Annotated in this window: 16 protein-coding genes; 11 read left to right on the top strand and 5 right to left on the bottom strand. The window is 25.3% G+C overall.

Annotated features, from left to right (window positions below; all coding sequences use genetic code 11):
• Position 1: 1 nt before the first annotated feature.
• The 3 genes from hslV to ABLL_RS06235 all read right to left on the bottom strand — a co-directional run bounded on the left by hslV (position 2) and on the right by ABLL_RS06235 (position 1,694).
• A complete protein-coding gene (hslV, locus tag ABLL_RS06245) occupies positions 2-538 on the bottom strand; it encodes an ATP-dependent protease subunit HslV (RefSeq protein WP_014473935.1) in 537 nt (178 codons plus the stop codon).
• 3 nt (positions 539-541) lie between these two features.
• Positions 542-988: a 50S ribosomal protein L9 gene (gene rplI / locus ABLL_RS06240; RefSeq protein WP_014473934.1), complete on the bottom strand. Its 447-nt coding sequence runs from the start codon at positions 986-988 to the stop codon at positions 542-544.
• A 70-nt stretch (positions 989-1,058) separates the two neighbouring features.
• Positions 1,059-1,694 (bottom strand): recombinase family protein, encoded by a 636-nt coding sequence (locus ABLL_RS06235; protein WP_014473933.1) that lies wholly within the window; start codon positions 1,692-1,694, stop codon positions 1,059-1,061.
• A 199-nt stretch (positions 1,695-1,893) separates the two neighbouring features.
• Here ABLL_RS06235 and ABLL_RS06230 point away from each other — a divergent pair, with 199 nt between their 5' ends.
• From ABLL_RS06230 to ABLL_RS06200, 7 genes are read left to right on the top strand one after another with little or no spacing between them, the layout of a single operon-like run.
• Positions 1,894-2,448 (top strand): UbiX family flavin prenyltransferase, encoded by a 555-nt coding sequence (locus ABLL_RS06230; RefSeq protein WP_014473932.1) that lies wholly within the window; start codon positions 1,894-1,896, stop codon positions 2,446-2,448.
• 27 nt (positions 2,449-2,475) lie between these two features.
• Positions 2,476-2,952: a pantetheine-phosphate adenylyltransferase gene (gene coaD, locus ABLL_RS06225; protein ID WP_014473931.1), complete on the top strand. Its 477-nt coding sequence runs from the start codon at positions 2,476-2,478 to the stop codon at positions 2,950-2,952.
• Positions 2,937-3,506, top strand: coding sequence for a dTMP kinase (gene tmk / locus ABLL_RS06220; RefSeq protein ID WP_014473930.1), 570 nt, complete (start codon positions 2,937-2,939; stop codon positions 3,504-3,506). Before coaD ends, tmk begins: the two co-directional genes overlap by 16 nt.
• Positions 3,496-4,737 carry a histidine--tRNA ligase gene (gene hisS, locus ABLL_RS06215; protein WP_014473929.1) on the top strand — a complete coding sequence of 414 codons (1,242 nt, stop codon included), beginning with the start codon at positions 3,496-3,498 and terminating at the stop codon, positions 4,735-4,737. Before tmk ends, hisS begins: the two co-directional genes overlap by 11 nt.
• 2 nt (positions 4,738-4,739) lie before the next feature.
• Positions 4,740-6,551, top strand: a complete 1,812-nt coding sequence (gene speA, locus ABLL_RS06210) for a biosynthetic arginine decarboxylase (RefSeq protein ID WP_014473928.1) — start codon at positions 4,740-4,742, stop codon at positions 6,549-6,551.
• Positions 6,541-7,293, top strand: coding sequence for a serine O-acetyltransferase (gene cysE, locus ABLL_RS06205; protein WP_014473927.1), 753 nt, complete (start codon positions 6,541-6,543; stop codon positions 7,291-7,293). The genes speA and cysE overlap by 11 nt, the downstream gene beginning before the upstream one ends.
• A gap of 57 nt (positions 7,294-7,350) precedes the next feature.
• Positions 7,351-8,034, top strand: a complete 684-nt coding sequence (locus ABLL_RS06200) for a sulfite exporter TauE/SafE family protein (protein WP_258239366.1) — start codon at positions 7,351-7,353, stop codon at positions 8,032-8,034.
• 29 nt (positions 8,035-8,063) lie between these two features.
• Here the strand turns inward: ABLL_RS06200 and ABLL_RS06195 are convergent, their stop codons facing one another.
• A complete protein-coding gene (locus ABLL_RS06195; RefSeq protein WP_014473925.1) occupies positions 8,064-8,324 on the bottom strand; it encodes a helix-turn-helix transcriptional regulator in 261 nt (86 codons plus the stop codon).
• 347 nt (positions 8,325-8,671) lie between these two features.
• Here ABLL_RS06195 and ABLL_RS06190 point away from each other — a divergent pair, with 347 nt between their 5' ends.
• From ABLL_RS06190 to ABLL_RS06180, 3 genes are read left to right on the top strand one after another with little or no spacing between them, the layout of a single operon-like run.
• The gene (locus ABLL_RS06190; RefSeq protein WP_158310005.1) at positions 8,672-9,802 is read left to right on the top strand and encodes a methyl-accepting chemotaxis protein; all 1,131 of its coding nucleotides are present in this window, start codon (positions 8,672-8,674) and stop codon (positions 9,800-9,802) included.
• 9 nt (positions 9,803-9,811) lie between these two features.
• Positions 9,812-10,213, top strand: a complete 402-nt coding sequence (locus ABLL_RS06185) for a PAS domain-containing protein (protein WP_014473922.1) — start codon at positions 9,812-9,814, stop codon at positions 10,211-10,213.
• Between the two features lie 46 nt (positions 10,214-10,259).
• The gene (locus ABLL_RS06180) at positions 10,260-12,344 is read left to right on the top strand and encodes an EAL domain-containing protein (RefSeq protein WP_014473921.1); all 2,085 of its coding nucleotides are present in this window, start codon (positions 10,260-10,262) and stop codon (positions 12,342-12,344) included.
• Positions 12,345-12,349: 5 nt separating this feature from the next.
• On the opposite strand, the gene ABLL_RS06175 is transcribed toward ABLL_RS06180, so the two are convergent.
• A complete protein-coding gene (locus ABLL_RS06175) occupies positions 12,350-13,576 on the bottom strand; it encodes a DEAD/DEAH box helicase (RefSeq protein WP_014473920.1) in 1,227 nt (408 codons plus the stop codon).
• 260 nt (positions 13,577-13,836) lie between these two features.
• On the opposite strand from ABLL_RS06175, the gene ABLL_RS06170 reads away from it, so the two are divergent.
• On the top strand, positions 13,837-14,871 hold the full coding sequence (locus ABLL_RS06170) for a D-alanine--D-alanine ligase (protein WP_014473919.1): 1,035 nt from the start codon (positions 13,837-13,839) through the stop codon (positions 14,869-14,871).
• The last annotated feature ends 16 nt before the right edge of the window (positions 14,872-14,887 follow it).

Genomic DNA, 14,887 nt, shown 5'->3' with positions numbered 1-14,887 from the left:
TTTAATCCTCTAACTTTAATATTTTTATATTTTGATTTGTATAAATACACAATTCACCTGCAATCATAAGTGATTCACGTACCAACTCTTCTTCATCTAAAGTTGAATGCTTAGCAAGTGCACGTGCAGCAGAAATAGCAAAATTTCCACCACTTCCTATTGAAGCAATTGATCCATCTTCAGGTTCAACAACATCACCATTTCCACTTAAAATAAAAATCTTTTCTTTATTTAAAACTATCATCATAGCTTCAAGACGTCTAAGAACCTTATCTTTTCTCCACTCTTTTGAAAATGCAATTACTGATTTTAACAAATCACCTTTACAAGCTTCTAAATGTCCTTCAAACATATCAAAAAGATTAAAAGCATCTGCTGTACTTCCTGCAAATCCTGCAAGTATTTGGTCTTTATAAAGTGTTCTTATTTTTGTAGCATTACCTTTTAAAACTGTATTTCCAAAAGTAACTTGACCATCTCCACCAATTACAGCTTTGTTTGCACCTTTATATGCAAGTATCGTTGTAGCATCAAACATTTATTATTCTCCAATTATGTCAACTTTTAAAGTTGCATGAATTGCATGTCCTAATTTACAATCAATCTCATAAATTCCTACAGATTTGATTTTTTTATCTAAAGAGATATTCTTTTTATCTATCATAATTGAAAATTGATTTTCTAATTCTTCACTTATTTCTTTATTTGTTACTGAACCAATTAATTGTCCATTTGCACCAACTTTGTGTTTTACAGTTAATTTTGTTGCATTTAATTTTTCTGCTAACTCTTTAGCATTTGCTATTTCTTGTTCTTCTTTTAAAGCTTGTTTTTTTTGTTCTGCTTTCCATCTATTTAGTACTTCTGTTGTTGCGTGTAGAGCTAAACCTTTTCCTATTAAAAAATTTTTTCCATATCCATCAGCTACTTCTTTAATCTCACCAGCTTTTCCTAAACTTTTTACATCTTTTGTTAATAATACTTTCACAATAACTCCATTCAATTTTAATTAATTTTATTTTACTATATTTTTTTTAAATCATTATAAAAAGCCTATTTTATATCTCTTTTGGCTTATTTAGATTGGCTTTTATTTTTCTTTTTTTAACATAATTATTTAATCCTATATGATTGTTATAACCTAATAATTTTGATATTTTTCTTACACTCAAACCAACAGCTAAAAGTTCTTCTATTTTATCTCGTTGTAAATCAAATTTTGATTTTTGTATAGTTCCTTTTGGTTTTCCTAAAGCCATACCATTTAGTTTTTTTGCTGTTAATGCTTCTTTTGTTCTTAAGCTCATTAACTCTTTTTCTAAACTAACTGTCATTGAAATAACACCTAATATCATTTGTGTCAACATATCTTTATCATCTAATAAATCAAGATTTTGTTCAACAACTAAAATTCTTATTTTATTTGATAATAAGAATTTTACTATTTCTAAAATAGTTTCTATTGTTCTGCCAAAAACATTCAAATTTGATACAATAATAGTAGAATTTTTTTCACAGTTTTGTAATAATTCTAAAATATTTTTTTCTTCATTTGGTGTACTAATATTTATTTCAATATTTTTAAATACTTGAATATTTTGTTTATCTATATATTTTTGTATAGACTCTTTTTGTTCTTGTGTATATTTGTCATTATTTTGATTTTTTCTTATATAAGTAAAAATTTTTGACATATAAAATCCTTTTACATAAAGTAAATTAAAATATTTTTTATTAAACATTATGTTTAATTTTTATATATATTATTTATACAAAATGTTATCACTCATAAGATTAATTTCAACTTAGAAATCATGTTAAAATAATATTAAAATAATTGAAAGTTTTTTTTTGATATTATCAGTTTTCGTATATAAAAATAAAAGGTTTTACTTGAGAATAACAGTAGCAATTTCAGGAGCTAGCGGTACTAATCTTGGTATCAATTTTATAAAAGAGTTACCAAAAGATTTTGAAATATTTGTGGTATTCTCAAAAAGCGCAAAAAAAGCTTTAAAGCTTGAAAATAATCTACAAATAGATGATTTATTTAAAGATTATAAAAATATCACTATTTTTAAAGATTCAAATATAGGTGCAAGTATTGCATCTGGTTCATTTAAAGTTGATAAAATGATTATTCTTCCTTGTTCTCAAAATACTCTTGCAAAATGTAGTGTTGGCATTGCAGATTCTTTAATCACAAGAGCTTTTTCTGTTATGTTAAAAGAAAAAAGAGATATTATAATCGCGCCAAGAGAGATGCCTCTTAATACAATAACTTTGAAAAATATGTTGAAATTATCTAAATTAGGAGTTATAATTGCTCCTCCAATTTTAGGCTATTACAGTAATCAACAAAGTTTGGAAGAGATGGAAAAATTTTTGATTGGTAAATGGTTTGATTTGTTAAAAATAGATAATAATTTATATAAAAGATGGAAATAAATATGTTAAAAAAAATGGGATATTACTATGAATTCATATAAAAAAGCAATATATAGTGGTACATTTGACCCAATTACAAATGGTCATTTGGATATTATAAAAAGAGCAGCAAATATATTTGATGAAGTGATTATTGCTGTTGCAAAAAGTGAACTAAAAAAGCCTATGTTTTCACATGAACAAAGAGTTGAATTTGTAAAAGCATCAACTCAAGAAATAAGTGGTGTTAGTGTTTTAGGATTTGATACTCTACTTGTAGATTTAGCAATAGAATTAGAAGTTCATACAATAATTAGAGGATTAAGGGCTGTTTCTGATTTTGAATTTGAACTACAAATGGGTTATGCTAACTCTTCAATAAATAAAAAAATAGAGACTTTATATCTTATGCCAACTCTACAAAATGCTTTTGTAAGTTCAACAATAGTAAGAGAAATTATAAGATTTAATGGAAAATTTGAACATTTAGTTCCAGCAAGAGTTGTTGAATGTATGCAGTTATAGAAGGAATTGATACAGCTGGAAAATCTACCCAATTAGAACTTCTTAAAAAGAAATTTCCAAAGGCAACTTTTACAAAAGAGCCAGGTGGAACAACTTTAGGTATAAAGTTAAGAACTATGGCTTTAAGTGGTGAAGCTAAATCAAAAATAGCAGAGATGTTTTTATTTTTGGCAGATCGTGCTGAACATATAGAAGAAATTATAAAAAATAGTGAAAATAAAATGATAATTTCTGATAGGTCAATGATTTCAGGGATTGCTTATGCGAGCCAACTTGATATTGATAAATTAATTAATTTGAATTTAATAGCAACAAATAATACTCTACCTAGCCATGTAATTTTATTAAAATTATCACCTGAAGAATTAAAATTTAGATTATCGCAAAAAGAGAATGATTCGATTGAATTAAGAGGAATTGATTATTTAATAAATATTCAAAACAGAATGGAAGAAACTATAAAAAAACTAAATATAAATTATATTTTTATAGATGCTAGTTTAAAAATAGAAGAGATAGAACAAAAGATTGAGGATTTTATAAATGCCAAATAATGAAATAAAAAATATCAAAACTATACAAAGTTTAAGAGGTATGAAAGATATTGTAAATGAAGAGAGTAGTTTATTTACATATTTTGTCGAAAATGCTTCTAGAATTGCAAGAAATTATGGATTTTCGTATATTGAAACACCCCTTTTAGAAGAAACAGCTTTGTTTAAAAGAAGTGTTGGAGAAAGTAGTGATATTGTAAATAAAGAGATGTATCAATTCATAGATAAAGGTGAAAATGACGTATGTTTAAGACCTGAAGGAACTGCTGGTGTGGTAAGACATTTTGTTGAAAAAAAGCTTGACCGTGCAGGTGGTAACTATAAATGGTATTATTATGGTCCAATGTTTAGATACGAAAGACCACAAAAAGGTAGACTTAGAGAGTTTCACCAATTTGGTTGTGAAGTTTTTGGAATTGATTCAGTCTATGAAGATGCAAATATTATTATTATGATAAAAGAAATACTTGAATTTTTTGGAATTGGATTTACTTTAAAACTCAACTCTTTAGGTTGCAAAGAGTGTATGCCTCCGTATAAGGAAAACCTTGTTAAGCATTTAACATCTTTTAAAGATGAACTTTGTGAAGATTGTAATAGAAGGATTTTAACTAATCCAATTAGAGTTTTAGATTGTAAAAATGAAAAATGTCAATTATTATTACACAATGCACCAAAAATCACTACAAGTTTATGTAATTCATGCGACACTGATTTTGAAAAATTAAAAGAAATTTTAGACTTCAATAACATCTCGTATGAAGTAGATTCTAACCTAGTTCGTGGATTAGATTATTACAATAAAACTGCATTTGAATTTGTAAGCAATGAAATTGGAGCTCAAAGTGCAATAGCTGGTGGTGGAAGATATGATAGACTAGTTGAGTTTTTAGGTGGTAAAAGTACAGCTGGAATTGGATTTGCAATAGGAATAGAAAGATTATTAGAGTTAATTAAGATGCCGCAATGTAATCAAGATGTGATATACATAGGAGCACTAGATGAAAATTCTTTAAATACTGTGCTAAAAGTTGCAAATCAAAAGAGAAAAACAACAAAAACTTTAGTAGAATACGCGCCACGAAGTTTTGGAAAACATTTTGGAATAGCTGAAAAATTAGGAGCAAATATTGTTGCTCTAATTGGAGAAAATGAGCTTAAAAATGGAACAATTTACGTAAAAGATTTAAAAACAAAAGAAGAAACAAATTTAAAATTAGAGGAATTTTAGCAGTGAACAACAATTATGGTATAGACATCTGGAGTGATGGTAATTTTATTATTGAAGACGGTGTTGCAAAAGTTAATTTTGATTGCAAACCTTCATTGATATCTATTGTTAAAGATATTAGAAAACAGGATTTTAAAGGTCCTTTATTATTGAGATTTCCACATATCACAGAAAAGCAGATAACTACATTATATACCACTTTTAATTCAAGTATTAAAGAGTACGATTATAAAGGAAAATTCAATGCTGTTTTCCCTTTAAAAGTAAATCAATTACCAAATTTTATTCATCCACTTGTAAGTGTAGGGAAAGAGTATAATTATGGATTAGAAGCTGGAAGTAAAGCTGAATTAATTATTGCTATGACATATAATAATATTGGTTCGCCTATCACTATAAATGGATTTAAAGATAAAGAGATGATTCATTTATGTTTTATTGCAAAAAGTATGGGACATAATATAACAATTATTATTGAAGGTTTAAATGAGCTTGAAATGATTGTTGAAGTATTTAAAGAATCAAAACTAGCTTGTCCAAATATAGGATTAAGAGTAAGACTGCATAGTGGTGGAAGTGGTTTATGGGCAAAAAGTGGAGGAATTAACTCTAAATTTGGATTAACTTCAACAGAAATACTTGAAGCTTATGAATTAATGGAAGAAAATGATTTAGTTAAATATTTAACAATGATTCATTTCCATATTGGTTCTGCTATGAATTCAATTAAACCACTAAAAAAAGCTTTAAGAGAATCAGGACATATATATGCTGAGCTTAAAAATTTAGGAGCAATAAATTTATCTTCTATCAATATTGGTGGTGGCTTAGCTGTTGAATACAGTGCTTATGAAAGAACAAGGTTTTATTCTCTTTCTGAGTTTTCAAATGATGTTGTCTTTACATTAAAAGAAATTGCAAAACAAAAAGGTGTTGATGAACCAAATATTTTTACAGAATCTGGAAGATTTATAAGTGCAGCATCTACAGTTTTAATAACTCCTGTACTTGAACTATTCTCAGCAGAATACGAATTAGATCATCTAAAATTAAAAGAAGAAAATCCTCCATTAATACAAGAATTACATGAATTATTTAATGATATGAGTAAAAAAACTGCATATGAATTTATGCACGATAGTATTGATCATATGGAATCACTTTTAACTTTATTTGATTTAGGATATATTGATTTACAAGATAGATCAAATGCTGAAATTTTAACTCATCAAATTATTAAAAAAGCTATATCTTTACTTCAAATAGATGATTATGAAGAATTAAAGAAACTTGATGAAAATATTCAAGAAAAATATTTATTAAACTTCTCTTTATTCCAATCTTTACCTGATTATTGGGGGATTGATCAAGAGTTCCCAATAATGCCAATAACTCACTTAGATAAAAATCCAACAAGAAGTGCTTGTTTATGGGATATTACTTGTGATAGTGATGGAGAATTGCCATTTGATTTAAAAAAACCTCTTTACTTACATGATGTAAACTTAAATCAAGAAGACTATTTTTTAGGATTTTTTAATGTTGGTGCTTATCAAGATACATTAGGAATGAAACATAATCTATTCTCTCACCCAACTGAAGTAAATATAGTATTTAAAGATGGGAAAGTAATACTTGAAAAAATACTTGAATCTCAAAAAATTATAGATATTCTAGAAGATATTGATTATGATACAAGTGAGATTAGATCTATTTTAGGAAAGCATTTATCTAAAGAAACTTATAATGTTTTAGAAAAATATCTAAATGAAAACAGTTACTTAAAAACTATATGGAGTTATTATGACGAATGATGAAATAAATGAAAATATAGAAAATATCTCTTTATGGCAACAAATAAAAGAAGATTTTTCTGTTCCAAAGTTAAATGACCCAGCACTTGATTCAAGTTTTGAATTATTTTTTAATTATCCAGGTGTTTGGGCTATTATCAATCATAGAATAGCAAATAGGCTTTATAATAATGGTTGGAAAAAATTAGCAAGAGCACTTGTAGGGATCTGCTCTCTTTTTACAAAAACTGATATACATCCAGCTGCAACTATTGGAAGAAGAGTTTTTATTGATCATGCAATTGGAGTTGTAATTGGTGCAACAACTATTGTTGAAGATGATGTTCTAATTTACCAAGGAGTAACTCTTGGAGGAGTTAGTTTAAACAAAGGTAAACGACATCCCACTATAAAATCGAATGTTGTTATAGGAAGTGGAGCAAAAGTTTTAGGAAATATCACTATTGGACAAAACTCAAAAATTGGAGCAAATTCAGTTGTAGTTTGTGATGTACCTGAAAATTCAACAGCTGTTGGAGTTCCTGCAAAAATAATAAAAAAAGATAATAAAAATTGTAAATTAGCTCATGGCGATTTACCTGATATCAATAAAGAGATGTTTAAATACTTACTAGAAAGAATACATGTTCTTGAAGTTGCATTAAAAGAAGAAGATGGTATTGATGTAAGTGAAAAAGATGAAAAACTTGAAACAGATTATAATAATTTTATTGAAGCAATGAATTCAATCAAAAAGGCTTAATTTTGATATTTGAGCTTTTCTCGTTTGGATTGATTGCGGGATTTATGTCTGGTTTTTTTGGAATTGGGGGGAGGAACGATACTTGTTCCTATACTTGTATTAGCTGGTTTTGTTATGAAAGAAGCTGTAGCTATATCTATTATGCAAATGGTTTTTTCTTCAATTTATGGCTCTTTTTTAAATGTAAAAAAAGCTAAAAATGTTTTAAAAGATGGACTTATTATAGGTCTAGGAGGCTTTGTAGGAGGTCTTCAAAGTGGATTTATAGTAAAAAATGTCACTAATGAATTTTTACAATATGTATTTATTGCTGTTTTAATTTTCTCAATAATCAGAATATTTTATTCTCCTGCTGAAAGAACAAATGAAGATACAAAAGAACAACATAGAATTGTTCTTTTTATTATAGGTTTCTTTATTGGTGCAATTGCTATGAGTATTGGTATTGGTGGTTCTATAATTTTAGCTCCAATTTTAGTTGGATTTTTAAGATATGATTTAAAAATAGCAACTTCTTTAGGTCTATTTTTTGTAATTTTTTCTTCAATAGCTGGTTTTATTTCTCAATCAATACAAGGATTAATGCTTTACCATGAAGGAACTATCATAGGTATTGCTTCACTTATTGGAGTATATTTTGGAATAAAAGCAAAACATCTCGTAAAAGCAACTTCATATAAAAAATATGTTTTACTTTTAAGTATTGGTGTTTTAATAATTATGATTTATAAAACAATTTAAATTTATAAAGTAAAACTTTTTTTATATTTTTATTTTATCTCTTTAAAAAACTCTTCAATTGACACTTCAAATAATTTTGATAACTTATATAAATGTACTAAATTAAAATGCTTATTGTGAGCATTATTTTCTGTATTAGCATAAAATCCTGAAGATTTCTGACCTATGGATAATGCAACTTCTAGTTGACTAAACTTTCTTTCTATACGTAATCTTTTTACATTTCTTGATATTTGTTCAAAAAAGATATTTATTTCTTCTTCAGTGGCTATTTCTGGCAAATTCAACATTATTATTCCTATAGAAATTATTTCTATAAGGATATTTTAAAAATAACTTAACTACAATTCTCTACAGAAATCATTCCTATAGGAGAATTATGAATTTAAAAAACAGACTTATAATAAATAATTTTATACTTGTTTTATTTTTTTTATTTAGTGTACTAAGCATATTTTTATCAGATATAGCTAATTTATATTTTGTTTCATTTCTTATCTTTTTATTTATAATAATAGTTTGTTTAGTAAACTTTATTTTTTGGAAAGAATTTTCTAGAAATATAAATTTTATAAATGATAATCTAAATAACTTTATTAATTTTATTTTTTTTAAAGAAAATAAAATCAATATAAAATTGAATACTAACAAAAATGAATTTTCAAAAAGCAACGAAGATCTATATAAGGCTATAAAAGATTTTGATACAAATTTAAAAATGGATATGAAAATTATTGGTGAAATGATTTTAGTATTTGACAAAATAAAAAAAGGTATTTTTAGATGTAGAGTTAAACAAAATACAAAAAATCCAATCATTTATACTTTAAAAAATAGCATTAATAAAACTTTAGATTCTTTAGAAAATACTTTTGCAGATATCCAAGATGTAACAAATGAATATACAAATGATAACTTTACAAAAAAGATTATCTTAAATAAAGATATTGAAGCTAGATTAAAAACTGTCGTAGATGGAATTAATATGTTAGGAACTGTATTAGCAAATAATGCAAAACAAAATTCTGAAAATGGAAAGGAACTAGAAAAAAATTCTGAAATTTTAAAAGAATCTATGAAGAACTTATCTATTAAAACAAATGAACAAGCTACTTCAATTGAGGAAACTTCTAGTTCAATAGAAAGTATTACTCAAATTAGTAAAAACAACGGTTTAGAATATGAAAAGATGACTTTATTAGGAAATGAAGTAAAAAATTCTGTTACAAAAGGTCAAAAACTAGCAAATCAAACTGTTTTATCAATGGACGAAATAAATCAAAAAGTTCATGCAATAAATGAAGCAATTATAGTTATTGACCAAATTGCATTTCAAACAAATATTCTTTCACTTAATGCAGCTGTTGAAGCAGCAACTGCTGGTGAAGCTGGAAAAGGATTTGCTGTTGTTGCTTCAGAAGTAAGAAATTTAGCTTCAAGAAGTGCTCAAGCAGCTAAAGAAATAAAAATACTTGTTGAAGATGCAACAACAAAAGCTAATAATGGGAAAAATATTTCAAATAATATGATAACTGATTATGAAAAGTTATATGAAAAGATTTCAGATACAATTGAGATAATTCATCAGGTTAATAATTCAAACAAAAAACAAATAAATGGTATAGAGCAAATTAATCAAGCAATTATCTCTATGGAAAAATTGACACAAGAAAATGCAAAAGAATCAGAAAATCTCTCAGAAATATCTATAAATGTAAATACATTAGCACAAAATTTAGTAAATCAAGCAAAAATAAAAAAATTTTAAAGGTCAAAAATGATTAATGAAAAAGAGACTATTTTAGATGATTATGCTTTTTTAGTTAGTGAAACTAATGAAAAAGGAATTATTCAATTTGCAAATGATGATTTTTGTAAAATCGCAGAATATGATATAAATGAATTAATAGGTAAACCTCATAATATGGTGAGACATAAAGATATGCCAAAAGTTGCTTTTAAAAATTTATGGGAAACTATAAAAAAAGGAGAAATTTGGACAGGGTATGTAAAAAACTCTACTAAAAAGGGGGGATACTATTGGGTATATGCAACTATTTATCCTTTTGAATCTTGTGATGGAGAAAAAGGTTATCTTTCTTGTAGAAGAAAAGCTACACAAGATGAAATAATAAAAACAATAGAAACATATAAAGAATTAAAAAAAGAAGAAAATTAAATCAATTAATTATATAATTAATACTTATAAAAAAATGGAGAAATTAATGTTTGAGAAGGATTATTTCTATAAAAATATCTTTGAATTTTGTGATGATCCAATAATTATCTTTGATAAAGATTATTTTATAGAATGTAATCAATCTGCTATTGAAACGCTTGGTTTATTATCAAAAAATGATATAAAATCTATGCATCATTCTCAAATTTCTCCTTTATATCAAGCAGATAATCAAGTTTCATCTATTAAATTTCAAAACCTTTTAAATGAGTGCCAAGAAAAAGATTTTATAAAATTTGAATGGTTGCATAAAACAATCAAAAATGAAAATTTTTATGTTGAAACATTTTTAAAAAAAATAATATTTCAAGGAAGGGAAGTTTTTTTTGCAAAATGGAAAAAACTAGATGAAATAAAAAGATTAGAAAAAGAGTTAGAAAAACAAAATATCTTAATATCTCAAAAAAGAGAATATATACATAAAATTAACGAAATTATTGAAAATAGTGATGTTGATAAAGAAAAACTTTTAGATACACTTTTTTTATTAAATGAATACAAAAATGCTATTGATGAGAGTTCTATTGTCTCAAAAGCAAATAATAAGGGAATTATTACTTTTGTAAATGATAGATTTTGTGAGATTTCTGGATATAAAAAAGAAGAACTTATAGGTAAAAGTCACAATATCATTCGTCATCCAAGTATGACAAAAGAGTTTTTCAAAGATATGTGGAATACTTTATTAAATAAAGAGATATTTAGAGGGATAATTACCAATAAAAGAAAAGATGGTGAACCTTATTATGTTGATACAACAATAATTCCAATTATGGATAATAACCATAATATTCTTGAATATATTGCAATTAGACATGATATAACTCAGCTTTTTGAAAAAGAAAAAATCATTCAAGAACAATTTTTAGATGAACTTACATCATTAGACAATAGACAAAAATTATTAAAAGATTTAAAGACCTTAATTAATCCTAAAATAGCAATAATTAACATAGATAGATTTAGAAATATAAATGATTTTTATGGCTTTGAAATAGGTGATTTACTCTTAAAAGAGTTTGCTAACAATTTACTAAAATATAAATCTACAAATTTAAATATTTATAGAATTTCAAATGATATTTTTGTATTTTTAGCTTTTGGAAATTTTTCTTTAAATGAATTAAAAAAAGTTTGTAATACTCTATTAAAGAATATAAATTTTGAACCAATACATGTAAATGAAAATAATTTTTATTTAACTATTTCAATTGGTGTTGCTTGTACATGTAGTAATGAACTTATTAGTGATAATTTATTAACAAGAGCAGAATTTGCACTTCGTGTTGCAAAAGAAAACAATAAAAATATCTTATTTTTAGATGAAAATATGAATATTTACGACAAACTAAAAGAAAATAGGCAACTAATCAAAAATCTAAGAAATGCTCTTTTAAAAGACAATCTTTTAGTATATGGACAAAAAATAGTAAATAACAAAACAAATGAAATAAAGTATGAAACATTGATGAGAATACAACTTGAAGATGGAACTATATTATCACCTTTTAGATTTTTAGAAGCATCGAAAAAAGCAAAACTTTATCTATCAATGACAAGAAAATTAGTAAAAAAAGCTTGTAATTATTTTAAAGATACAAATATTGAATTTACTCTAAACTTAACTTTAGAAGATTTAAAAGATAGTTATACAATGAACTCAATTTTTAATACTATTTCAAAAACAAAAACTGCAAAGCAAATCACCTTTGAAATTGTAGAATCAGAAGGTATTGAAGAGTTTCAAGAAGTAAATAATTTTATAATAAATGCAAGAAAAATAGGTTGTAAAATAGCAATTGATGATTTTGGTACTGGTTACTCAAACTTTGAATATACAATCAAACTTGATATTGATATTATTAAAATTGATGGTTCTTTAATAAAAAATATTCATTTAGATAAAAATTTAGAACTAACAGTTGAAACTATTGTAACTTTTGCAAAAGCTTTAAATATAAAAACAGTAGCTGAATTTGTACATAACAAAGAAGTATATGAATGTGTTAAAAAATTAGATATTAATTATTCACAAGGATATTATTTGCACGAGCCTGAGAAATTAATTTAAAAGAATTAATCTTTTAAATTCTGCTCTCTTAGTTTATCTTTTTTACTTTTTCTTTTCCCTTTTTTAGGTGCGGTAGATTCTATTTTTTGAGGTGTACCAATAAGTTCAAAACCTTCAATTTGTTCTTTTTCTAACTTAATATTACATCTTTTTTCAATTAATGCAAAATGCTCAAAATCTTTTAATCCTATAAAAGATATAGCCTCTCCACTTTTACCAGCACGCCCTGTTCTTCCTATTCTATGTATATAATCAGCTGTTGCTCTTGGTAAATCAAAATTTACAACACAACTTATATCATCTATATGCAGTCCTCGTGCTGCAATATCTGTGGCAAATAAAATCTTTATTTTTTTATTTTTGAAATCTTTTAAAGTTTCATTTCTTTCTTCTTGAGATAAATCACCGTGAAAAGAGAGAGCATCAAAATTATATTTTCTAAATTTAAAAGCAATATTATCGCAAGCTCTTTTATTTGCCATAAAAACTAAAATTTGTTCCCAGTTATTTGTTGATATAAGATACCTTAAAAGAGGACTTCTATTCTCAATATTCACAGCAATTGCTCTTTGATTTATTTTTTGTACAGTTGGCATTTCATCAATAGATACTTCAATAGCTTTTTTTGTAATTTTTGAAATAATATTCTGAATTTTTGTAGGATATGTTGCAGAAAAAAGAAGATTTTGTCTATTTGTTGGTATCATTTCCAAAAGAATTTCCAATTCCTTTTCAAAACCTAAATCAAGCATTTTATCAGCTTCATCTAAAATAAAAAACTCTAATTTTGATAAATCTAATTGTTTTTTATTTATAATATCAACCAATCTTCCAGTAGTTGCAACTACAATATCACAACCCTTTTGAATATCTAAAAGCTGTTGACCAAGATTTTCACCACCAATAACGCTAACAATTTTTGGTTTTTTTGCCAAATATTTTGAAAACATTTCAAAATTAGAAGAAATTTGTAAAGCTAATTCTCTTGTTGGAGCTAAAACCAAAGCTTTTATTTTTGCTTTTCCTTCATAATTTTCATTTGCCCAAAGTTGAAGAAGAGGTAAAACAAAACTTGCTGTTTTTCCACTTCCTGTTTGTGCTTTAGCTATGATGTCTTTTTTTTCTAAAATAAGAGGAATCACTTTTTCTTGAATCAAAGTAGGATTTATATAATCATTTTCAACTAAAGATTTATTTAATTGGGCTAAAAGATTTAGTTTTAAAAATGGCATATAGAAAGTCCTTTGATTATGTTATATTTGAATTGTGCTATTTTATGATTATTTGCCTTTATTCAAGCAATTTAAAAATTATCCAATTTTTTTGTATATATTAAATATTTAAAAGAAAAAAATACAAATATGTAATTAATACTATTTACGCTACCCTAGATAACTTTAGGTAGTTCTTTCAATCAAAAATAAACTACTTAATCATGAAAAACTACCTAACAAGGACAAAATATGCAAAAAAGATATTTTAATATATCGAAATGATAATACAAAATAATACTCTTAGTGATCAAGAAGTTTTTATTATCAAACCTTTTTCTAAAATCAATAAATATATAGAGATTGTAACAACTCCAAATTCTCTAAGAAAAACAGATATGAAAGATGATTTAAATGTAGAATTAATTTTGGAGATATTATCTAAAAACTATGAAAAAGTTTTAGTTACTACTATAAAAAATGAAGATGATTTAAAAACATTAATAACAAAAAAACCTGATTTGGTATTTTCTCGTATTAAATATTTTAATTTTAAAAAAGAAAAAATTTGGTTTTCAGATTATCTAAAAAAACATAATATTGATTATATTTCATCAAATAAAAATGCTTTTGAAAATGAATATGATAAAAATCTTGCAAAACAAATTGTACAAAAAGAGAACATAAACACAGCAAATTTTTTTACAACACAACCAAATGAACATGAAATAGAAAGTTTACTTCCTGTAACTTTTCCTTTGTTTTTAAAACCTGAAAAAAAGAATAATCCAGAAGATATAAATGCCCAATCAGTGGTTTTTGATTTTAAAAAATACCAAGCAAAGGTTTTGGATATTTATAATAATCAAAAATCTCGTACTTTAGTAGAAAATTATTTATCAGGGAAAGAATATAGCGTTTCTATTTTAGAAAATAAATCAAAAAATATTTTAATGATTTTACCTGTTGAAATCATTGCTTGCAAAAATAAAAATGGTCACAAGATTTTAGATTTTGATGCAAGAAAGAGTAATTTAGAAGAAATTATAGCTATAACTGATAAAAAAATCAGAAAAGAAGTATCTTCAATTGCAATAAACTCTTTTAGGGCTTTGGGTGGAAAGAGTATTGGTAAAATTGATATAAAAATGAGTTTCAATGGTATTTTTCATTTTTTAGCAGCTGATTTTATGCCAAGTCTTGAGGAAGGTTATTTTTATAAAGCATTTTTTATAAATGAAAATATGTCTTATGAAGAAATGATTTTAAAAATTGTTGATACAAATTTATCAACACCTAAAGAAATCGAATTTTAAATATCAAAGATATTGA

The organism is Arcobacter sp. L (genome assembly GCF_000284235.1).
Classification (GTDB): Bacteria; Campylobacterota; Campylobacteria; order Campylobacterales; family Arcobacteraceae; genus Aliarcobacter; species Aliarcobacter defluvii.
This window is presented reverse-complemented; position numbering and strand designations above follow the sequence as displayed.

Excerpts from the sequence above, each read along its gene's own strand:
- hslV (WP_014473935.1), bottom strand. The coding sequence starts at position 538 with ATGTTTGATGCTACAACGATACTTGCATATAAAGGTGCAAACAAAGCT.
- ABLL_RS06235 (WP_014473933.1), bottom strand. The coding sequence starts at position 1,694 with ATGTCAAAAATTTTTACTTATATAAGAAAAAATCAAAATAATGACAAA.
- coaD (WP_014473931.1), top strand. The coding sequence starts at position 2,476 with ATGAATTCATATAAAAAAGCAATATATAGTGGTACATTTGACCCAATT.
- tmk (WP_014473930.1), top strand. The coding sequence starts at position 2,937 with ATGTATGCAGTTATAGAAGGAATTGATACAGCTGGAAAATCTACCCAA.
- hisS (WP_014473929.1), top strand. The coding sequence starts at position 3,496 with ATGCCAAATAATGAAATAAAAAATATCAAAACTATACAAAGTTTAAGA.
- cysE (WP_014473927.1), top strand. The coding sequence starts at position 6,541 with ATGACGAATGATGAAATAAATGAAAATATAGAAAATATCTCTTTATGG.
- ABLL_RS06195 (WP_014473925.1), bottom strand. The coding sequence starts at position 8,324 with ATGTTGAATTTGCCAGAAATAGCCACTGAAGAAGAAATAAATATCTTT.
- ABLL_RS06185 (WP_014473922.1), top strand. The coding sequence starts at position 9,812 with ATGATTAATGAAAAAGAGACTATTTTAGATGATTATGCTTTTTTAGTT.
- ABLL_RS06180 (WP_014473921.1), top strand. The coding sequence starts at position 10,260 with ATGTTTGAGAAGGATTATTTCTATAAAAATATCTTTGAATTTTGTGAT.
- ABLL_RS06175 (WP_014473920.1), bottom strand. The coding sequence starts at position 13,576 with ATGCCATTTTTAAAACTAAATCTTTTAGCCCAATTAAATAAATCTTTA.
- ABLL_RS06170 (WP_014473919.1), top strand. The coding sequence starts at position 13,837 with ATGATAATACAAAATAATACTCTTAGTGATCAAGAAGTTTTTATTATC.